The organism is Enhygromyxa salina, from assembly GCF_002994615.1.
GTDB classification, from domain to species: domain Bacteria; phylum Myxococcota_A; class Polyangia; order Nannocystales; family Nannocystaceae; genus Plesiocystis; species Plesiocystis salina_A.
In genome coordinates, this window is record NZ_PVNK01000138.1 from 31,611 (window position 1) to 52,128 (window position 20,518).

General features: G+C 69.2%; 15 protein-coding genes. 5 read left to right on the forward strand and 10 right to left on the reverse strand.

Features of this window, described 5'->3' with window-relative positions; translation table 11 throughout:
- Positions 1-14: 14 nt before the first annotated feature.
- From uraH to ENSA5_RS14305, 6 genes are read right to left on the reverse strand one after another with little or no spacing between them, the layout of a single operon-like run.
- Positions 15-374 (reverse strand): hydroxyisourate hydrolase, encoded by a 360-nt coding sequence (gene uraH, locus ENSA5_RS14280; RefSeq protein WP_106392206.1) that lies wholly within the window; start codon positions 372-374, stop codon positions 15-17.
- On the reverse strand, positions 371-880 hold the full coding sequence (gene uraD / locus ENSA5_RS14285) for a 2-oxo-4-hydroxy-4-carboxy-5-ureidoimidazoline decarboxylase (protein ID WP_106392207.1): 510 nt from the start codon (positions 878-880) through the stop codon (positions 371-373). The genes uraH and uraD overlap by 4 nt, the downstream gene beginning before the upstream one ends.
- The gene (gene alc / locus ENSA5_RS14290) at positions 877-2,043 is read right to left on the reverse strand and encodes an allantoicase (protein WP_106392208.1); all 1,167 of its coding nucleotides are present in this window, start codon (positions 2,041-2,043) and stop codon (positions 877-879) included. Before alc ends, uraD begins: the two co-directional genes overlap by 4 nt.
- Positions 2,030-3,391, reverse strand: coding sequence for an allantoinase AllB (gene allB, locus ENSA5_RS14295; protein WP_106392209.1), 1,362 nt, complete (start codon positions 3,389-3,391; stop codon positions 2,030-2,032). The genes alc and allB overlap by 14 nt, the downstream gene beginning before the upstream one ends.
- Entirely contained in the window at positions 3,388-4,602 is a 1,215-nt protein-coding gene (locus ENSA5_RS14300) for a urate hydroxylase PuuD (protein ID WP_106392210.1), read from the reverse strand. Before ENSA5_RS14300 ends, allB begins: the two co-directional genes overlap by 4 nt.
- Before the next feature lies 1 nt (position 4,603).
- Positions 4,604-5,323 (reverse strand): helix-turn-helix domain-containing protein, encoded by a 720-nt coding sequence (locus tag ENSA5_RS14305; RefSeq protein WP_106392211.1) that lies wholly within the window; start codon positions 5,321-5,323, stop codon positions 4,604-4,606.
- 502 nt (positions 5,324-5,825) lie between these two features.
- On the opposite strand from ENSA5_RS14305, the gene ENSA5_RS14315 reads away from it, so the two are divergent.
- Complete coding sequence (locus tag ENSA5_RS14315; protein WP_106392213.1) at positions 5,826-7,376, forward strand: anti-phage dCTP deaminase; 1,551 nt, start codon at positions 5,826-5,828, stop codon at positions 7,374-7,376.
- 4 nt (positions 7,377-7,380) lie between these two features.
- Positions 7,381-7,950, forward strand: a complete 570-nt coding sequence (locus tag ENSA5_RS14320) for a DUF488 family protein (protein ID WP_146155696.1) — start codon at positions 7,381-7,383, stop codon at positions 7,948-7,950.
- Positions 7,951-7,970: 20 nt separating this feature from the next.
- Here the strand turns inward: ENSA5_RS14320 and ENSA5_RS14325 are convergent, their stop codons facing one another.
- From ENSA5_RS14325 to ENSA5_RS14335, 3 genes are all read right to left on the reverse strand, one after another.
- Positions 7,971-9,884: a putative glycosyltransferase family protein gene (locus ENSA5_RS14325; RefSeq protein ID WP_106392215.1), complete on the reverse strand. Its 1,914-nt coding sequence runs from the start codon at positions 9,882-9,884 to the stop codon at positions 7,971-7,973.
- Positions 9,881-10,687, reverse strand: coding sequence for a UbiA family prenyltransferase (locus ENSA5_RS14330; protein WP_181197748.1), 807 nt, complete (start codon positions 10,685-10,687; stop codon positions 9,881-9,883). Before ENSA5_RS14330 ends, ENSA5_RS14325 begins: the two co-directional genes overlap by 4 nt.
- A gap of 71 nt (positions 10,688-10,758) precedes the next feature.
- Complete coding sequence (locus ENSA5_RS14335; RefSeq protein ID WP_106392217.1) at positions 10,759-11,961, reverse strand: NAD(P)/FAD-dependent oxidoreductase; 1,203 nt, start codon at positions 11,959-11,961, stop codon at positions 10,759-10,761.
- Between the two features lie 174 nt (positions 11,962-12,135).
- Here ENSA5_RS14335 and ENSA5_RS14340 point away from each other — a divergent pair, with 174 nt between their 5' ends.
- The 3 genes from ENSA5_RS14340 to ENSA5_RS14350 all read left to right on the forward strand — a co-directional run bounded on the left by ENSA5_RS14340 (position 12,136) and on the right by ENSA5_RS14350 (position 18,977).
- Positions 12,136-17,766, forward strand: a complete 5,631-nt coding sequence (locus ENSA5_RS14340; protein WP_181197749.1) for an AAA family ATPase — start codon at positions 12,136-12,138, stop codon at positions 17,764-17,766.
- A 228-nt stretch (positions 17,767-17,994) separates the two neighbouring features.
- Complete coding sequence (locus ENSA5_RS14345) at positions 17,995-18,426, forward strand: hypothetical protein (RefSeq protein WP_106392219.1); 432 nt, start codon at positions 17,995-17,997, stop codon at positions 18,424-18,426.
- Positions 18,427-18,689: 263 nt separating this feature from the next.
- The gene (locus tag ENSA5_RS14350; protein ID WP_106392220.1) at positions 18,690-18,977 is read left to right on the forward strand and encodes a hypothetical protein; all 288 of its coding nucleotides are present in this window, start codon (positions 18,690-18,692) and stop codon (positions 18,975-18,977) included.
- A gap of 174 nt (positions 18,978-19,151) precedes the next feature.
- On the opposite strand, the gene ENSA5_RS14355 is transcribed toward ENSA5_RS14350, so the two are convergent.
- The gene (locus tag ENSA5_RS14355) at positions 19,152-20,420 is read right to left on the reverse strand and encodes an outer membrane beta-barrel protein (protein WP_106392221.1); all 1,269 of its coding nucleotides are present in this window, start codon (positions 20,418-20,420) and stop codon (positions 19,152-19,154) included.
- Positions 20,421-20,518: the final 98 nt, after the last annotated feature.

The window sequence follows — 20,518 nt, forward strand, 5'->3', positions numbered from 1 at the left end:
CCGAGGAGACTGGCTCAGCTCCCACGGTAGGTCGAGTAGCCGAAGGGGTTGAGGAGCAGCGGCACGTGATAGTGCTGCCCGGGGTCGTCGATCTGAAACGCGATCTCGGCCCAGGGATAGAAGAAGTCGTCGACGCCGACGCGGGCGAAGTAGCTCGCGGTCGCAAAGCGGATCCGGTAGGTGCCGGGGCGCAGGCTGCCGGGCGCGAGCAGATCGGTGACGCGGCCGTCGGCGTCGGTCAGGCCCTCGGCGAGGAGCTCCCAGCGCTTGGAGTCGTCGGTCTCGCGGCTGAGGGTCACGGGGACGCCCTCGGCGGGGCGGCCGAGGGCCGTGTCGAGCACGTGGGTGGTGATCGGGCTGCGGGGGTCGCTCATGTCGCAATCGTCTCCAGTCGCGCGTGGGTGATCTTGGCCTGCTCGGCCGCGGCGATGCGCAGTTCGTCCTCGGCTGGGTTGGCCATGCGGGCCTCGAGCAGGTCGGCGATCTGCGCGGCGGTCTTGCCAGCGGCGCTGACGATGAAGATGTGACCGTAGCGCGCTTCGTAGGCGAGGTTGCCGTCGCGCAGGCGCTCGAGCTCGGCCTCGCTGGCTCCGATCGCGCCGGCCTGCTCGCGGATCGACAGCGAGGCCGTGGCCGAGAATTTTTTTCGCAGCGCGTCGAGGTTGGCGCCGATCCGCGGGTGGTGCTCGAAGGCCTCGAGGATGTCGTCGCGCGTCATCGTGGCCCAGACCTCGCGGGCGCAGCGGTGGAGGGCCGCGTCGTCGCCAAAGGGCCGCCGCGCGAGCATGCCCGCGACCCAGCGGGAGGCGCCACAGCAGCGCGTGAGCGCGGCGCGGGCCTCGGGCTCGGCGAGGGCGTCGAGGGCTTGCGCGGCGCTCAAGAGTCGGACTCCGCGCTGGTCTGGCCCTCGACTCGACGCTGCGCCTGACCGCCCGCTTGACCGCTTGCTTGACCCCCCGCTCGACCCCCCGCTCGACCATAGACGCGCAGGCGGGCGACGCCGCCGTCGGGGAAGGCCTCGAGCCGGACGTGGGTGAAGGGGCCGCGGTCCTCGAGCTCGCGGACGAACTCGCGCCGGTCGGGCCCGAGCGGGCGCTCGGCGACGATCCGCTTCCAGCGATCCGGGGCGATCGGGGACTCGGGCAGGACCTCATGCCACCCGCCTTGGGCGCGCGAGCCCGCGAGCAGATCGGCCAGCTTCGCGGCTGGCGCGTGGACGCCCCACAGCGAGCAGCGGCCGGCGTGGTTGCCGTGGAAGTGACCCGTGTCGAATTCGATCGTGCCGAGGGTCCCGGGGGCCGCGAGCTCGATCAGGATCCAGTCGTGGCCCGGCCCGCGGCGGCGCCGGGTCTCCCAGCCGCCGCCCATGTAGGTCGAGCGACCGGGGGCGATGAGGTTGTTCATCGGGGCGAAGAACATGTCGCTGCAGGCCAGGGCGCGGCCGCCGTGACGCAGCGCGGCGAGGTCGACCTCGCCGGGCGAGATCGCGGCCCGGGCCTCGTCGTCGATCGGCGCGTCCCAGCTCGGGCTGACCACGCCAAAGCTGCGCAGCCGGGCGACGCCGCCGTCGGGGGTGATCGTCAGGCGCAGGTGGGTGACCGGGCGCTGCTCGATGACCGTGAACAGGTTGTGGCTGCCGGGCTGCAGCGGCGCCTGGTCGAGGACCGGGAACCACGCGGCGTCGGCGAGGGCCTCGAGGCTGCGGGCGCCCGGGGCGTCGCAGGCCTCGACCCGCGCGAGCGGGGCGTGGTTGCCGAGAAAGTGGCTGGTGTCGAGGTCGAGGGCGCGCAGGTGGCCGCGCGCGCCGAGCCGGAGCACGCACCAGTCCTCGCCGACCGACCGCCGCCGCCGCGACTCCCAGCCGTCCATCCACTTGCCGCGCTCGGTGTAGCGATCGGGATCGAAGACGGCCGGCTTGGGCTCGACGAGGTTGCTGGCTTCGGCGAAGAACTCGTCGCTGCAGCCGAGGACCTCGGCGCCGAAGCTGGCGCTGGACAGGTTGACGAGGCCGGGGAACGTTGGGGCGGGGCTAGCGGTGATCATGGGGGCGAACCAGCGGGCGACCGGTGGGGGTCTCACAAAAGGGGAGGGCGCTGCCCGCATCGTAGATCGTCTGGCCGCGCAGCCAGGTGCGCTGCACTCGTCCGCGGAGGCGGCGGCCGATCCACGGCGAGACCTTGTGGCGAAAGTGCAGATCCTCGGCGCGGACGACGAACTCGGCGTCGGGGTCGAAGGCGACGAGGTCGGCGTCACGGCCGGCGGCGATCGTGCCCTTGCGCGCGCCGAGCCCGGTCAGCCGGGCCGGGGCCGCGCTCATCCACTCGACGACCGTGGCCAGCTCGAAGCCGCGCGCGGCCGCCTCGGTCCACACGCTAGCGAGCCCGAGCGAGAGCGAGGCGATGCCGCCCCAGGCCTCGATGAAGCCGCCTTGCTTGAGCGTTGGCGTGCACGGCGAGTGATCGGTGACGACCAGATCGATCACGCCCTCGGCCAGGGCCGCCCACAGCTGTTCGCGGTTGGCGGCCTCGCGGACCGGCGGTGCGCACTTGAACAGGGTCGCGTCGCGCGGGACCTCTTCGGCGCACAGACATAGATAGTGGGGGCAGGTCTCGACGGTGATCGGCAGGCCCTCGGCCCGGGCTGCGCGCAGCAGCGGGATCGCGCTCGCGGCCGAGAGGTGGACGATGTGCACGGCGCAGCCGGTCTCGCGGCACAGCCGGATCAACAGGTCGATCGCGGCCTCCTCCCAGGCCGCAGGCCGCCGCCGCAGCCAGCTGTTGTAGGCGCTCGGCTCGTCGAGGGGCTCTGCGTCGAGCGGGAGGGCGATCTCGGCGTGGGCGAGCAGCGGGATGCCGGCCGCGGCCAGCGCGACCATGGCCTGGCGGAGCGCGGCCTCGTCGCTGGCCGGGAACTCGTCGATGCCCGAGTCACACAAGAAGGCCTTGGCGCCCAGGACCCCGCGCGCGGCCAGGCCCGGGAGCTCGCCAGCGTTGCCCGGGACGACCCCGCCCCAGAAGCCGACGTCGACCGCGAGGTGCTCCGCGCAGTCGTCGAGCTTGGCGTCGAAGCCGGCGACGCTCGTGGTCACCGGGAGGCAGTTGAGCGGCATGTCGACCAGGGTCGTGACGCCGCCGGCCGCGGCCGCCCGGGTCGCGGTCTCGAAGCCCTCCCAGTCGGTCCGCCCGGGCTGGTTGATGTGGACGTGGCAGTCGACGAGCCCGGGCAGCAGGGCGAGCTCGCCGAGGCGCTCGTGGGCCATGCCCGTGGCCTCGACCGCCGCGATCTCGATGAGGTCGACGATGCGCTCGCCCTCGACGATGACCGCGGCCGGTCGGACCCCCTCGGGGGTCACGACCCGCTCACTCGAGATCGCAACGCGGCCAGCGCTCATGGGCTCGGCTCCGCCGCGACCGCGTTGATGTTGGCGCCCTGGGCGATCCAGGCCGCGATGATCTCGCGCTCTTCGTCGGTCATCTGGGTCATGTTGGCCAGCGGCATGGTCCGGGCCACGACGACCACGCTGTTGATCCGCGGGGCCATGGTCGCGATCTGCTGGGGGGTGTCGAACTTTACCCCTTGCGGCGCGGCCTTGTAGCCAGCGTTGGTCGGCGAGGCCGAGTGGCAGGTCACGCAGCGCTCGCCGACGATCGTCCGGACCTCTTCGAAGGCGACCGGCCGGTAGTCGGCGTAGCTCTTGGGCTTGGACACATAGGCGAGCGCGATCATCCCCGCGGCCGCGGCCGGCAGCAGCCACACGTTCGAGACCCCGCGCCCGCGGAGGTTGAACCAGTGCCGGGTCCCGCCCCCGATCAGCGAGAGCGCCGCGAGCACGGCCCAGTTCCACTCGTGCCCGTAGGTGAAGGGGTAGTGGTTGCTGACCATGATGAACAGCACGGGCAGCGTCATGTAGTTGTTGTGGAGCGAGCGCTGGGCCGCGTCGCGGTTCCAGACCGGATCGGGCGCCTCGCTCGCGACCATGGCCGCGACGGTCTTGCGCTGGTTGGGGATGATGATGAAGAACACGTTGGCCGCCATCATCGTCCCGAGCATCGCGCCGACGTGGATGTAGGCCGCGCGGCTGCCAAAGGTCGTCGACAGGCCGTAGGCCACGCCGGTCATGGCCGCGAAGCCGAGCAGCGCGAACACCCCGGGCATGCGCCCGAGCGGCGAGCGGCAGGTCAGATCGTAGGCGATCCAGCCGATCACCAGCGAGCCCACGCCGATCCCGACCGCGACCCCCGGGCTGAGCTCGCGGACGGCGACGTCGATCAAGAACTGATCGCTGTCGAGGTAGTAGACCAGGGTCAGGAGCAGGGCCCCGGTGATCCAGGTCAGGTAGGCCTCCCACTTGAACCAGTGCAGGACCTTGGGCAGCTTTTCGGGCGCGACCTTGTACTTGAGCACCCGGTAGAAGTGGCCGCCGTGGATCGACCACAGCTCGCCGTCCACGCCCTCGCCGCCGACGCCGTCTTTGTGCTCGGGCTCGCGGATGTGGTTGTTGAGCCAGTTGAAGTAGAACGAGGTCCCGATCCAGGCCGCGCCGAAGATCAGGTGGGCCCAGCGGACCACGAGCTCGAGCCAGTCGATCGCGTAGGTCCCCATCTCAGCCCCACCCGCCTCGATTGTGCTGGCCTGGATGCTGACCCCAGCCGCCCGGTTGCGCTTGCGACGGTGGATGCTGGTGGGGTTGATGCGGGTGGGGTTGCTGCGGGTGGGGTTGATGCTGGTGGGCCGGGTAGGCGGGGGCTTGGTGCTGCGGCGGCGAGTACTGGGGCGCCTGCGCCTGCGCCTGCGCCTGCGCCTGCGGCCAGCCGGTCTGGACTGGCGCGTGTGTCTCGACGATGCTGTTGCAGTACGGGCAGGTCAGCTGCTCGCCCTCGAACACGATCTGGTTGCCGAGCGCGCCACCGCAGCTCTGACAGCGCTCGGCGACCCTGGCCGCCTGCGAGAGCCGATCGAGCCGGAGGTAGCGGCCGCTGCTGCGATGCATGACCAGCGGCAGGTGGTGCTTGGCGATGCTCTGGTTGAGCAGGGTCTGAGCCTCGGCCGGGGACACGCCGAGGTGCCCTGCGAGCTCGTCGAGCGAGAAGGTGTCGTGTGAGCGCACGAACCCGGTGAGCTGGGCCTCGCGTTCGGTCTCGCGCTGGCCCTTGAGCCCCACCCGCAGCAACAGGCCACCGGGGAGGCCGAACATCCCGCTGAGAATCACGAGCCCGGGGATCGCGCCGCCTTCGTCGGTCAGCGCCGCGAAGGGGATCAGGACCAACAACAGCGTGCTCGGACCGAGCAGCAGCAGGCCGAGCACTTTGAGGAGGTTGTGCACGCGGGCAGTCTATCAGCCTGGCGGAGCGAGATGGCGTTCGTCCCCTCGCCGTGGCGAGGCCTCATGAGCGCGCCGTACCCCGCGTGGCCCCGCGTCGGTGTGCTCGAGGCCGGCGCGATCGGCCTGGAGCTCGCCGTCCACCTGATCGAGCGCGGGCTCCCCGTGTCCTTTGTCGCGCGCGGATCCACGCTCGTCGCGCTGACCGGGCGCGGGATCGCGGCTCGAGATCTCGGAAGTGGAGTGGTCCCCTTGAACCCCGCCGACCGTCCAGCGCCCGGGGTCGTCGCGCGGGTCGCCGGGGGTGGCTTGGTCATCGGCGAGCCGGCCGAGCCAGCGCTTCCCGATGCCGCAGCTGCGCGAGACCCTCGCGCAGGTCGTGGCCAAGGCTGGTGTGCGTGGCCGCCGATACCACAGGCATGCTTCGACGTAGATCCCTTGAAGTGGCCCAGATGTGGGCCATCCTGTCGTCATCGGCTTGAACAGGGCGTGCTATCTTCGATACATGCCTCAGGAAGCACAACGGGGGAAGAGCGCACCCAAGCCAGCCGGATCGGGAGCCGGAGACCTCCTCGGCGAGGAAGTCAGATCGCGGGAAACGGCTGACCTCGTGTTTGGTGTGACGGGCTACGTTGGTTCCGGTCTTTCCCATGTTGCAGCTGCGCTGGCCGAACAGCTCAAAGATGCTGGGTTTGAGCCGTACTTGGTCAGCCTTTCCGATCAGTTGGCAGCCCAAATGGGCCTCGAGCGTACCCATTCAAAGAAAATCGCCGATGTCGTTCCTCTGCAGGATGCAGGCGACAAGCTGCGCGAGAACCATGGTGCGAGCATCGTCGCCGGGTTGGGGATCAAGGAGATCAGAAGGCTACGCAAAATAGAGAGCGAGCCCCGGGCGTTTGTGGTCGACTCGATCAAACACCCAAAAGAAGTAGAGGTGTTGCGAGCGGTCTATGGCCGGGGGTTCTATCTGATTGGCGTGCTCTGTAACTGGAAGGTGCGGCTCAATCGGCTCAAGATCAAGTTCAAGAACGAGCCGCATGTGTCGAGCATCGAGCACATGATGCGCCGTGACGAGGCTGGCCCTGATGACTACGGTCAGCAGGTGCGCAAAACCCTGCATTTGTCCGATTTTTTTGTCGCCAACGACACCGAGAGTCTAAACGAGGGCGAAGAGGAACTGGGAGATGCGCTCGAGCGCTTCGTGCAGGCCGTAACGGGGGCACAAGTCGTTCGGCCCAATCGCGACGAGAAGGGGATGCACGCCGCTTGGGGGGCTTCGCTCCGTTCTTCCTGCATGTCGCGGCAGGTCGGGGCGGCTGTCATGAGCAAGACGGGCGAAGTATTGGCAACCGGCACGAACGATCCTCCGGCCCCCGGTGGAGGGCTTTACACTGAGGATAGCCGCGAGGATAAGCGGTGCTTCATGTGGCAAGAGAATGAGTCGCGGGGATATTGTCGCAATGATCGCAAGAAGGGAGAGATCTATGACGACATCCATGAGCAACTCTACAATATTGGAGCACTCGAGGCCGACGTGACGGTCGAGCAGATAGCTAAGGCGCTCCAGCGTACCCGTGTACGCGACCTCATAGAATTCTCAAGGGCGATTCACGCCGAGATGGATGCGCTCTTGGCTATCGCGCGTAGTGGTGTGGGAATTCCCTCGGGCAGCTCGCTGTACTGCACGGCTTTCCCCTGTCACAGCTGTGCCCGTCATATCGTCGCAGCGGGGCTGACCAAGGTCGTCTACCTCGAACCGTACGACAAGAGCCTCGCGCTCGAACTTCACGCCGATGCGGTGCGTGAGACCTCTGTCACCAGCCCGAAAGATGCGAGCAGTGGTGACAAGCGGGTTCTCTTGCAGCTGTTCACTGGGGTCGCTCCCCGGCGCTTCGCGGCGTTGTTCGAGAAGCGGCGAGCGCTCAAGACGGGTGACGGAAGTTTGGTTAGGCTCGGCAAAGGCGCCGCCCACGCTGATCCCGTGTTGAAGCGGAGCTTCCTGCAGCTCGAGGAAGAACTGGCCGAGAAGGTCGATAGTGCGCTACAAGTGTCCTGAGACCATGCGGGAGAACGAGGATCGGCCCAGCCTTCGCGTGCTGGAGGGGGATGCGCTGGGCTCGGGCCGTGGGTCGTGTCATCTGGCCGCAGTCGCCGAGGAGCAACACAGCGCGCAGTTGCAGCTGGGGCTCCCCGGCTTGTCGGCACCGCGGAGCGCTGTCGTCTGCGTGACGATCCACGCGATGGCCTTGCGCAGCCCGGGTGATTGGGTGCGCGCCACCGGCGCCCGCCAGGTCGTTGATCTGCGCGTCGCACCTTCGTTTCGACGTCTCCACATGCGTCGGAGCGATTTTGTCAAGCTCGCCGGTGAGCTCGGCGCACGCTACGTACACCTCGCGGCGCTAGCCAACCGATATGGAGGTGATTCGTGGCACGCAGAGCGCTATCGCCAGCAGCTCGAGCGACACCTGGAAGAGAACCAGCACGAGGTCCAAGAACTGCGCGAGATGATCGAAGATGGACCGGTCATGCTCATCGTGGCGAGGCGCTCGTCGGTCGAGCTCAGGGCGCTGCTGCGTGCGCTCGAGCAAATCTCCCCGAGCTTCGAAGTTCAAATGTGCCTAGGTGAGTAGTGCGTCTCACCCGAGCTGAGCTACTCCCAGACGTAGGCGTTCTCGATCACGAAGTCACGAGGGTGGGGCGCGGGCACGCGGATGAAGCCCACGCGATCACCTTTGACGGGCTCACGCGCGATCTTGCAGTCCGGGGCGCAGCGCAGCGTCTCCATCCAGTGGTAGCGCAGGACGAGGTCCTCGTCGGGCCGCGTTCGGGTGACCTCGATCCGATTGACGCTGGCGTCGACGCGCCCACGCCCGCGCAGCAGCCGGGTGTCGACGTTGACCTGGTAGATGATCATCTCGTCGACGAAGCCGGCGCGGGTGACCAGGCGTGGGTGCTCGTCCCACCACGACTTGCGATCGCCGCGCGGCACGATCAGCCAGCGGACCCCGTAGGTCTGAAAATAGCGGGCCACGGCCTCGGGCGAGTAGGGCGGATCGCCCGCGCGGCGGAACCAGTTGGCGTCGCTGTGCTCGATGTTGCGGACCATGAAGCCGCCGATCAGCTGGGCCTGGGTTCGAGCCATGAGGTACTCGCCGAGGACCTGGTCGCGGACCAGCCAGCGACCCTGGCCGTCGTCGTGCTCGGCGACCCAGGCGACCACGCCCTCCCACTGGTTTTGTTGGTCGTAGCGGTAGCGCGGGGTGTAGGCGTGGCCGAGGGTGTTCATCAGGACCTCGCGGCCGTCGTCGAGCGGCTGCCGGTCGCGCATCGAGGGCGCGAAAAAGTACAGCGCGTCGCGGGTCAGGTGGAGCAGCGCGAGCAGCCCGAGGATCAGCGCGAGACCGCGGGCGGGGCCGCGCAGGGTCTGCCACGGACGGGACTCGAGGGCCCCGCTCAGCCACGAGGCGGCGGGGATCAGCAGCGCGAAGCCGAGGGGCAGGTTGTGGCGGTAGGGCTGGATCTGGGCGGCGGGCGTGTAGCCGCCCAGGTAGGTCAGCGCGGCCATCGTCACGATCAAGACCACGCAGGGCAGGTGGCGGCGATCGCCGCTGCGCCGCCACGCCCGGAGCCCCGCGAGCGCGGCGATCGTGATCAGCAGGCGGACGGCCGTGCGCGGCCCGATCATGCCCTGGGTGCTCGGATCGTGGAGCAGGCCGAAGAGATCGTAGAACAAAAACTCGATCCCGCCCTGGGCGTAGAAGGCCGAGTCGAGGATGTAGTGGAAGAAGCGCAGCGCGGTCTTCAGCCACCAAAAATTCGCGCCGAGCGTGACCGCGGCGATGCCGAGGGTGATCCCGTGGTCGACGGGGCGAAGGTCGCGATCGACCCACGCCGCGCGGACGTAGAGCGCGAGCATCGGCGCGACGAGGATGAAGAAGATGTAGGGGTGGACGAGGTGACCGAGGGCCAGGCTCAGCGCGCAGCCGATCGCAAACACCGGGCGCCGATCCTCGAGCCAGCGATAAAACAGCGCCAGAGGCAGGAGCGCGAAGTAGGCGACGAACGAGTAGGTGACCGTGCCGATGAACCACATCCAGTGGGTGAAGGAGTCGAAGGACCACAGCAGGACCGCGAGGCCCGTGGCCGCGAGCGCGGGCCGACGGTCGAGCCTTGCGATCCGCGCTGCGCCGAACACGACGATCGGCAGGGCCAGGTGGACGGCGAGCACGAAGGCGTTGTAGGCCCGGCCCTCGCCGACCCCGAGCTCGACCAGCGCCCAGGTCCACAGCTCCCAGCCCTTGACGTCGGCGTCGAACAGGACCCCGTTGGGCGCGCCAGCGAGGAGCTGGACGTCGTAGACCCAGTGGTGCCCGGACTCGAGGCCGGTGAGCACCCGCCGAACCTGGTTGGCGTGGGTCGCGAAGTCGCCGCGGTTGAAGGGCAGCTCGGGCAGCGGCAGGATCGCGCCGAAAAAATAGTCGACGAGGGCCAGGTGGACGCCCACGATCACGAGCAGCGCGAGCCACACGCGCGCCCGGGCGAAGCGGCGCCGAGCCTCGCTCACCCGAGGGCGCCCCCGCGGAGGTACACGAGCGCCGTCTCGATGATCATCGCCAGGCCCAGGGTCACCCGGACGTGGTTCCAGTAGGCCTCGACGTCGTCGTCGCGCAGGGGGATCAGCGCGGCGAGCATCGGGATCGGCGCGATCCACCAGCTCAGGCACAGGCCGGCGTAGAGGCCCGCGGCGATCATCAAGGCCCGGGCCAGGAGGTGCGCGCGGGCGCGACCGAGGACCACGGCCGTGGTCCGCACGCCCGCGGCCTCGTCGGCGTCGTGATCGCGCATGACCTGGATCGACTCGAACACGCCCGAGAACAGGCCGAGCTGACCCAGGAGCAGCCAGCCCTCGGGGTGCCCCGGCGCGAGGCCGACGAGGGGCATCGCCACACCCCAGGCGATCATCGCGAGCACGTCGAGGAAGGGCACGCGCTTGAGCCCGGCCGAGTAGGCCCAGCAGACCCCGGCTCCGGCGACGAGCGCGATCATCAGGCCGCCGCCCCAGGCCAGGGCCATGACGACCAGGACCGCGAGCAGGCCCAGCTGCGCGGCCAGGCCCGCGCCGAGGTGCTCGGCGAGGTAGGCGTTCTTGGTCTGATCTTTGGCCGCAGCCGCGAGGTCGTCGTCGAGGTCGTACCAGTCGTTGTTGAGGTAGACGAGCAGGTTGAGCAGGAGCGCGAACACAGCGCGGTAGCCGATCTCGGCCCAGCCGAGGTGGCAGGCCACCGCGATCGCGAGGGCCCCTGCGATGTTGGCCATCTCGAACCTGCGGAGCCGAAACACCGCCACGTCGAGCAGGATCTTGAGCACGGGCGGCATCGGGGGGGGCGCGGGCCGGCGGCGGGATGCTGGATGGTCACATACTCGCGCGCAGCTGCAAATCACGAGGTGCGCTCGGTGATCTCGAGGGCGTCACCCTCGTAGCCCCACTCGAGGGCGCGCTCGATCAGCGCAGATCGATGGGCGCCGGTCTGGACCAGCACGCGCATGGCCTCCTGGACCCCGATCCGGAGCTTCGACGGCCACACGATCGCCCGCTCGCATTCGCGCTGGTAGGCGCGGCAGGCCCGGGCGTCGAGGCCCCGCGCGTCGAGGGCAGCGACCGTGTGGCGCCCGGCGAGCTGCCCGGTGTACAGCGCCTGCCAGATGCCCTCGCCCGACAGCGGATCGATGAATCGACCGGCGTCGCCGCACGCGAGCACGCCGGGGCCCGCGGGCGGGCCGAGGTTGACGGCCAGGGGCAGTGACCAGACCCGGGCCTCGGCGCGCGGCCTCGCGCCCGCGAAGCGCTCCGGGTGGCGCTGAACGAAGCCCTCGAGCAGGGCCTGAAGCTTGACCCCGCCGCGCTCGAAGTGATCGGCGCGCTGGTAGACGCCGACGTTGGCGAGACCCCCGACGGGCGGAAACACCCAGCCGTAGCCGCAGGGAAGATCTCGCTCGAAGTAGTGCTCGGACACGCCCTGTGCCGGACCCGCGCCGGCGCCGTCCCCGGTGCCTTCCCCGGTGCCGTCCCCGGTGCCTTCCCCAATACCTTCATAGTATGCGGTGATCGCAACCCCCAGCGAGCGCCCTCGCTCGTAGGAGCGGCCGAGCGCCGCCCATGCCAGCGAGCCAGGCCCATCCGCCGCGATCGTCGCCGACGCGCGCCAGGTCTGGTCGTCACTTGCCGCGCCCACGACTCGGCCATCTTCGACGAGCAGCCGGCGGACCGTGACGCCCTGGCGCAGCTCGGCCGGGGACGCCTCGAGGGCGCGGCGCAGGAGGTCATCGAGCTCGACGCGGGGCACGATGTAGCCCGGTTGGTGGCCGAAGCTGCGGCCCACGCGGCTCCCGTCGGGCAGGACCGCCACGGCCGCCTCGACGACCGCGTGCGGGAGCGTGGTCAGTAAACCCGTGATCCCGCCCAGCTCGTCGACGATGCGGGCGCCACGGTTGGAGACCGCGTCGCCGCAGGTCTTGGGCCTGGGGAAATTCGCTCGATCGAGGACCAGCACGCGAGCGCCACAGCGCGCGGCGGTGATCGCCGCGGCGCATCCACCTGGGCCTGCGCCGATGACCAGCAAGTCGGTGGTCTCGCGTGCCATCGGGCACTCATCGCAGCGCCCCGAATTCTCGGATGCGCGATTACGCTGCTCCCGAGGATGTGCGCATTCTTCACGGCGGTGTGTGCGTGGCGCGGGACCAGGCGCATGACCAATGCCGCCAGGAGAGGGATGTCTCCGCGATCTGCTAGCGCTAATCTGTCGCCAGTGAGTTCCGTGCCTAGTCGCGTCGGCAAGCTGTCGCTCGACGGATACAGGAGTACTCGGACGCTGCGAGACTCCGGGCGCACGCGAGTCTATGCGGCGGTCCGCGAGCGAGATCAGCGGCCGGTCGTCGTCAAGCTCCACGAGTTCGACGCCGACGAGGGCGTCGAGGTTCGGGTCGAGCACGACTTCCGCATGATCCAGGGTCTCGAGCTCGACGGCGCGGTCGATGTGCTCGCGCTCGAGCGCAGCGGTGGCTCGTTGGCCGTGGTCCTCGATTGGTGTGAGGGGGTCAACCTCGACGAGTACTGCGGCGGACAGCCGGTCGCGCTCGGCGACTTCATGACCATCGCGCTGCAGGTCTCGCGCACGCTCGCGGAGGTCCACCGCTACAAGGTCATCCATCGCAACCTCAAGCCGACCAACATCTTCATCGATCCGCACACCCGGGTCGTCTCGATCTCCGACTTCGGGATCTCGGCCCTGCTCGACGCCGAGCGCCGCCGGATCGACGATCCCTGGGTCATCGAGGGCAGCTTGCCCTACGTCTCGCCCGAGCAGACCGGTCGGACCCACCACGAGGTCGACTTTCGCAGCGATCTGTACTCGCTCGGGGTGACCTTCTACGAGCTGCTCACGGGCCGGCGACCCTTCGAGGGCACGACGCCGCTCGAGCTCATCCACGCGCACCTCGCCCGTCGCCCCCGCGAGCCGCAGTGGCTGCGCCCGGAGCTGCCCACGGTCCTGTCCGCGATCGTGATGAAGCTGGTCGAGAAGGCGCCGGAGCGGCGCTACCAGTCGGCCCGGGGGCTCCACGCCGACCTCGAGCGCGTGGCCTCGGCCCTCGCGGCTGGCGAGTCGCTCGAGGGCTTCGCGCTCGGGGTCAACGACGTCCCGGCGGTCTTGCAGCTGCCCCATCGGCTCTACGGTCGCAGCCGCGAGGTCGAGGCGCTGAGCCAGGCGTTTCGCGCGGCGGGCCAGGGGCAGCCGCAGTTCGTGTTGGTCTCGGGGGCGACCGGCGTCGGCAAGACCGCGCTCGTCAACGAGCTCGCCGAGCCGGTCATGAGCCGCCACGGCTACTTCGCGCGGGGCAAGTTCGAGCGCGAACAGACCGACAAGCCCTACGCGGGTGTGTTCGCGGCCTTCTCCCACCTCGCGGACCAGCTCCTGACCCAAAGCGACGAGCAGCTCGAGCTGTGGAGCGAGCGCCTGCGCGAGCGCCTCGGCCCGAGCGCGGGGGTGTTGTTCGAGCTCGTGCCGACGCTGCGGCCGATCCTCGGCTCGGTCGCGCTGGCGCCCTCGGTCGGGCCGCTCGAGTCGCGCAACCGCCTCGCGGTCGCCTGCGCGGCGCTGATCTCCGAGTTCGCCCGCGCCGAGCACCCGCTGCTGCTGAGCCTCGACGACTTTCAGTGGGCCGACGCGGGCACCTGCGAGCTGATCGCGGCGACCCTCGTCGAGCCCAACGCGGCGCTGCTGGTCGTGGCCACGCTGCGCGAAGACGAGCTCGCCCCCGACTCGCCGGCGCAGGAGCTGCTCGACCTCATCGAGGCCCGGCCCGGGCCCTCGTCGCACATCGCCCTGGGTCCGCTGGCCGACGATGACGTCGCCGCGCTGATCGCCGACACCCTCGCGTGGCCGATCGAGCACATCCGCTCGCTGGCCGAGATCGTCGGTCGCAACACCAACCGCAACCCCTTCTTCGTCGGCCAGTACCTCAGCCACCTCGTCGAGCTCGGGCTCCTCCGGCCGACCAACGTGGGCTGGGGGTGGGACGCCGAGGGCATCGAGGCGGCCGGGCTGCCCGAAGACCTCCTGACGATGATGACCGCCAAGCTCGGGCTGCTGAGCGCGCCGCAGCGCGAGCTGCTGACGGGCGCCGCGGTCATCGGCACGCGCTTCGACGTCGCGATGCTGACGGCGCTGGTCGGGGCCGAGACGATCGACGCGGCGCTCGTGGCCCTGACCCGCGAGGGCCTGCTGACGACGCTCCGTGGCGGCCGCTACGGCTTCACGCACGACCGCATCCGCGACGCCGCGTATGCCATGAACAGCCCGGCACGCAGCGCGGATCTCCACCGGATCGTCGGCGAGAAGTGCCTCGAGCGCAGCGGCCTCGGCGAGATCGAGGAGTCGATCCTCGAGGTCGTGGACCACCTCAACATGGGCTACAGCCTGGTCCCGATCGGCGACGAGGATCCGGCCGTCGTCCGCGCCCGGGCCAAGCGGGCGCTCGACGGCGTCGACGAGAACCAGCTCGACATGCTCGCCGAGCTCAACGCCCTCGCCGGCCACAACGCGCTGATCGGGGCGGCCCCGCGCGCCGCGGTGCGCTACTTCGAGGCCGGCATCCAGCTCGTCGTCGGCGTCCAGGAGCACGGGTCCGTCGACGAGCTGCCGCCACGCCGGGTCAACTACCTCAACCACGAGCTGCGCTTCTCGCTCGAGCTCGGCCGCGGCCAGGCCCTGGGGCTGGCCGGTGACCGCGACCAGGCCGAGCGCCAGTTCGAGCGCCTCTTGCAGGCGCCCCTCGACTTCGCCCGGGTCGGTCGCGCGGTCGCGGGCCGGGTCGAGATTCGGATCTTCGCCAGCGATCGCCACGGCGCGATCGAGTGCGGCCTCGACGGGCTCCAGCGCCTCGGCGTCGATCCGCTCGCGCAAGAGGGGGGGCCCGAGCAGTTCCCGCTCAACCGCCTCGTGCCGATGCTGCGCTCGGCCGAGCTCCGCGGGCTCGGCGAGACCTCGACGATCCGCGACGCCCGGCTCGAGGCCGCGCTCGAGATCCTCAACGTGCTGATCCCGGTCTCGCACCTCGTCGATCCCGAGCTCCACGTGGCCCTGGTCACCGAGCACACCGGGATCATGCTCGCGCACGGCCGCCACCAGTCGGCGCCGATCGCCCTGAGCTACGCGGCGATGTTCGTCGGGACCGCGGTCGGGCAGCGGCAGCTCGCGCTCGAGGTCGTCGAGATCGCCCGGGCGCTCGCGTCTCACGAAGGCCCGGGCTTGAACCGCCAGCGCATCGAGCCGCCCTACTGGGTCGTGGCCTCGTGGGTCCGGCCCTACGCCGAGGGCCTGGCGCCGCTGCGCGAGTCCGTCGATCTCGCCCTCGAGGCCGGCGACCTCGAGGTCGCCGGCTACGCGACAGACATGGTCGTGACCATGTCGCTGTCGGCCGGCCTCCACGTCGAGGCCCTCGAGCGCGTGGCCGACGGCGCCTCCCGCAGGCTCCGCCAGTGGCAGGTGGGCCCGCTGGTCTCGCGGGTTGAAGCCTACCTCGACTTCACCCGCGAGCTGCTCGCGGGTGACGAGGTCGCGCTGCGCTTCGACGACGACCTCGTCGACATCGAGACCCGGCTCGAGCATCGCCCGACCCAGTACATCGTCCGCATGCTCCGCGGGATGCAGCGCTGCCTGTTCGGTCGCTGGGACGAGGCGTACGCGGAGCTCAGCGCGATGGACGACTTCCAGCGCGTCGTCTCGGGTGCCTGGCTCCTGTGTGATCACGCGCTGTTTTACGGGCTCAGCGCCGCCGCGCTGCGTCCGAGCGTCGAGGACGAGGACGAGCGCGAGGCGATGGTCTGGATCGTGCGTCTGTGTCTCGAGCTGCTCGAGGGGGCGGCCGAGCTCGCGCCAGCCAACTGTGTCCCGCGCGCGGCCCTGCTCGAGGCCGAGGTTCACGCCGCCGAGGGCAACGCGATCGAGGCGCTGGCCGCCTTCACCAAGGCCTCACGCTCGGCCAAGGACAGCCAGCTGCGCTGGCTCGAGGCCCTCGCGTTCGAGCGCTCGTCAACCTTCTTGCGCCGCATCGGGCTCGACGAGCTCGCGGCCGGGGCCATGCGCGACGCCCGGGCCAGCTACGATCGCTGGGGCGCCTACTCCAAGGTCGCGCAGATTGATCGCAGGTGGCCCGACCTGATCGATGACGCCTCGGTCAATCGGCCCCGCGCCGCGATCACGGCCGGCCTCGCGCTCTCGGCCAGCCGGGCCCTCGACCTCGCGTCGATCCTCAAGGCGTCCCAGGCGATCGCGGGCGACATCGAGCTGCCCGACGTCGTCGACCGGGTCATGGCGATCGCGCTCGAGAACGCCGGGGCCGAGCGGGGCGCGCTGGTCTTGCCCGGGGGCTCGGGCTTGGAGCTCACGGCGATCTGCACGGCCGGGGACTCGGGCGAGCGGGGCGACGAGGGCGAGCAGGGATCGACGGGCTTCTTGCGCGAGCCCGTGATCGTCGAGCGGGCCAGCGATCGTGTCCCGGTCTCCATCTTGCGCTGGGTCGAGCGCACCCGTGAGCCCGCGATCCTCCACGACGCGACGACCGACATGCGCTTCGCCGCCGATCGCTACATCTCGTCCAACGGCGTCCGCTCGGTCATGTGTCTGCCGATCCTCAAGCACGACCGGCTGATCGCGCTGCTCTACCTCGAGAACAAGCTCAGCTCGGGCAGCTTCAACGCCGACCGGGTCGAGATCCTCGATCTGCTCATGGCCCAGGCCGCGAGCGCGCTCCAAAACGCGCAGCTCTTCGACGCCCTGCGCGGCAGCGAGGTCCGCTGGCGCTCGCTGGTCGAGGGGCTCCCGGACGTGGTCATGCTCCTCGACCGCGAAGGCCGGGTCGAGTTCGTCAACCACTTCGAGGGCGACGACGAGCGCCACGGGGTCGTCGGGACCCCGGTCGACGCGCTGGTCGACGAGCAAGACAGTGACGCGCTCCACGGGCAGATCGCGCGGACGATTCGCGAGGTCTGTCAGACCGAGCTCGAGCTCCGGGCCACGCTGCGCAGCCCCGAGCCGCGCTGGTACGCGCTGCGGCTGGCGCCGATCGCCGTCGACGGCCGCGTCGAGCGGGTCATCGCCGTCGCAACCGACATCACCGAGCGCCGCGAGGCCGCGCGGGCCAAGGAGCACCTCGAGGCCCAGGTTCGGCAGCAGCAGCGCCTCGAGTCGATCGGGACCCTCGCGAGCGGCGTCGCTCACGAGATCAACAACCCGGTCCAGGGCATCATGAACTACGCCGAGCTGATCGGGCGGATGCCCGATATCAACGAAGACGCGCGCGAGTTCGCCGGCGAGATCGGCTACGAGTCACAGCGCGTCGCGGCGATCGTGCGCAGCTTGCTGTCGTTCTCGCGCGGGGAGAGCGAGGACGCCGCGGCCGTCGCCGACATCGCGGACATCATCGAGGGCACGCTCTTGTTGGTTCGCACGGTCATCGGCAAGGACCAGATCGAGCTGAACGTCGACACCCCGGACGAGCGCATCCTCGTCATGTGTCGCGCCCAACAGATCCGCCAGGTCATCATGAACCTGGTCACCAACGCCCGCGACGCGCTGTGCGCTCGCTGGCCGGAGTACCACCCCGACAAGCGCATCGACATTGAGGTGCGCAGCTTCAGGCCCGGCGACGGCGACGCGCGCTGGGTCCGGATCAGCGTGTGTGACCACGGCGGGGGGGTTCCGCGCGAGGCCGTGGGGCGGATCTTCGACCCCTTCTTCACGACCAAGGGCCGAGACCAGGGCACGGGCTTGGGCCTCTCGGTGAGCCACGGGATCGTCAGCGAGCACGGCGGCGAGCTCCACCTCGAGAACCTGCCCGGGGTCGGCGCCCGCTTCCACGTCGAGCTGCCTCTGGAAGCCGCTAGCTGACCGAGAATTCCGCTTCAAAGAGAATTAGTCCACAAATACTGGATGAAATTTTACAGACAGCCACATATACTGAAATGGTCATCCAGTTATACTGGAACGGCCACTCGGTTGCGCGAAAATGACCGTTAGCGGATCAAAGCGATCTACGGCACATGTCCCAGGGCTCACCTAACGATCTTCAGATCAATCCTTTTGCCTCACCAAGTCCCCACGACACGGGTTCTCGGCATGGCTGACCAGCGGACATTCTTCTACGAAGTCGCCGGGAACGCGCATGTAGCAGTCCATGGCAAGGCGCCGCCCTCCGACGAGGAGTGGCAGGATTACCTCGACCACATCGTGCAGCACGTCAACGACGCGCGCGGGGTCATCGTCAACACGACCGGCGGCGGGCCCACAGCGGCCCAGCGGCGCGCGGCGACAGAGCACTGGAATCGCTACGGAAGCACGCCCAAGATGGCGATCATGACGATCTCGCCGGTCGTCCGCGGCATGGTTACGGCGCTGAGCTGGTTTCTGGGCACGAACCTGCGGGCGTATCCGATCGACGGCTTCAAGGATGCTGGCAAGCACCTCGGCCTGTCCGCGTCGGACGTCGAAGAGGTCCGCGCAGTGGTCGAGCGCTTGCGTGGAGAGCTCAAGAGTATCGGCGCCCGCTGACTTGGCACCATGTGACGAAACGGTGCTTACATTTAGAACTGCTTTAGTGTTTCAAAGCACAGTAATTTTATATCACGAAGAGCCTTGCCAGTTTTGGTCTTTTGACCGATCTTCGTTGATGTCGTGGACCCACAGGTTGTCGCTGCCCGGATTCGGGAGATCGGTGCGATGGGACACAGGGCGATGGTCGCCCGGTGGTGCGGCGGTCACACCCACTGCGAGCGGACGCCATGGGTCTGAGCCTCGCATCAGTTCTCACCCAGGTGCCCGAAGGCCGCGGTCGGGACATCGCCAGGCGGATCCAGGAGTCCTCGGCGGCGCTCGATGGGGTCGACGCCGTGTTCGTGGAGGTCACGGGCGAGCTCGTCAGCGTCTACTTCATCCTCGGCGTGGACGACATCGACCAGTTTGACGCGTTGTTCGAGCTCGAGGAGCAGCTCATCGCCGACTTTGGCCGGGAGCACCTGGCGGTCCACAGCTTCACGCCCGACTTGATGAGCGCGTTGCCCTCGCTCAGCGGGGCGTACACCATCATCGATCGGCGCCGCTAGCAGCCCGGGCTGCTAGCAGCCCGGGGTGCAATGCCTCGCGCCGCCTCGCTTGGCCTTTTCGCCGATGGCTTTGTCGCCAAAACTTGCAGTACGCCCGGTACAGCGGCGTTTTGGCTTCGCGCCCTCAGCGAAAATTCCGGCGCGAGGCGACACGATGCATTGCACCCCGGGCTGCTAGCGTTGGGGCTCTCGAGCGGGCTTGCGCCCGGTGCCAAACCAAAAGTCCCACCACGCCGTCAGCGACAAGAACACGGTGTGCTGCTGCCCGGCGAGCTGGTCGTCATCGCTCGTGAACTCGCGCTGATAGAAGAAGCCGTCGGCCGCCGTCGAGTGGTCGTAGCGATACTCGGTCCGCAGCAGCAGGTGATCGTAGAGCCGCAAGCTGGCCGTCGCGGTGGCCGAGATCAGCCACTGCTCGACGCCGAAGAAGCGCCCGTCGGGATCCCAGGAGGCCTCGGGGCGAACGGCGAGATCGAGCTCGGCGTGCTTGCCCTCGTACACGGTCCCGCGAGCGAACAGGGCCCCGCCCGTGTACATCGACTGCAGGTTGTGGACGCGCCCGGGCCGATCGACGCTGAAGTCCCACACGGCCGCGAGCGAGAAGTGGTCGTCGAAGTCGTAGATCGCCCAGGTGTCCCAGTAGACCAGCCAGTCGTCGGGCCCGAGCCGCTGGCTCTCGGGCCCGAAGTAGACCTGGGTCGAGAGCGTGAGCGCGGTGTCGCCCGTACGCGGGGCTGGGACCGGCCTGGCCTGCGGGGCCCAGGTCAGCGTCACCAGCCCGCTCGGCACCGGGTTGAGGTCGGCGTAGGTTTGAAAGCCGTTGACCAGCCAGCCCGCGAGCTCGACGTTGCCCGGCAGCGGCTGGGCGATCTTCATGCCCGCGAGGTAGTAGGGCACGACGTTGCTCTCCCAGGACGTCGTGTAGTTCCAGTTGTGGAAGGTCCAAAAGGACCCGACGCCCATCGGGCTCTCGAACACGCCCGCGGCGAACTGGGTCTTGGCCCTGGGCAGCGCGAAGCCGACGTTGGCCCGCGCGATGTGTTTGAAGACCTCGGAGCCGGCAAATTTTCCGTCTTCGCCCCCGGGGATCGGCTCGGCGGCGGTCAGCGCGTCGACGGCTGCGCCCGCGTGGAGCCCGATCTCGAAGATCCAGGGCTCGGCCGCGCTCGGCTGGTGGCGCACGAACCCGCCGACGTTGTGGACCGCGAGCTCGTTGGTCCGTGGGTTGGTGTACATGCCCCGATAGACATGGTTTTGGGGCAGGTTCGAGTTGAAGACGTAGGCGACGTCGACGAAGAGCTCGGCCTGCCAGGTGCGTCGCGGCTGACGCTTCGATTGGGCGCTGGCCTTGGGCGCGGAGTCGGGGGTGAGCTGCGGCGGGTCCTGCGGCGGGTCCTCGGGGGGCTCGGCTGCGTCGCTTGGGGGGGCGGGCGCGACGCTCAAGCGTTCGCTCGGGGCTGCCGAATCCTCGGGCGGTTGCGGAGGTGCGAGCAGCCAGACCAAGAGCGGCGCGACGAGTGCCATTGAGATCCGCCATAGCA

Excerpts from the sequence above, each read along its gene's own strand:
- alc (WP_106392208.1), bottom strand. The coding sequence starts at position 2,043 with ATGATCACCGCTAGCCCCGCCCCAACGTTCCCCGGCCTCGTCAACCTG.
- ENSA5_RS14335 (WP_106392217.1), bottom strand. The coding sequence starts at position 11,961 with ATGGCACGCGAGACCACCGACTTGCTGGTCATCGGCGCAGGCCCAGGT.
- allB (WP_106392209.1), bottom strand. The coding sequence starts at position 3,391 with ATGAGCGCTGGCCGCGTTGCGATCTCGAGTGAGCGGGTCGTGACCCCC.
- ENSA5_RS14320 (WP_146155696.1), top strand. The coding sequence starts at position 7,381 with ATGCGGGAGAACGAGGATCGGCCCAGCCTTCGCGTGCTGGAGGGGGAT.
- ENSA5_RS14315 (WP_106392213.1), top strand. The coding sequence starts at position 5,826 with ATGCCTCAGGAAGCACAACGGGGGAAGAGCGCACCCAAGCCAGCCGGA.
- uraH (WP_106392206.1), bottom strand. The coding sequence starts at position 374 with ATGAGCGACCCCCGCAGCCCGATCACCACCCACGTGCTCGACACGGCC.
- ENSA5_RS14300 (WP_106392210.1), bottom strand. The coding sequence starts at position 4,602 with ATGGGGACCTACGCGATCGACTGGCTCGAGCTCGTGGTCCGCTGGGCC.
- ENSA5_RS14345 (WP_106392219.1), top strand. The coding sequence starts at position 17,995 with ATGGCTGACCAGCGGACATTCTTCTACGAAGTCGCCGGGAACGCGCAT.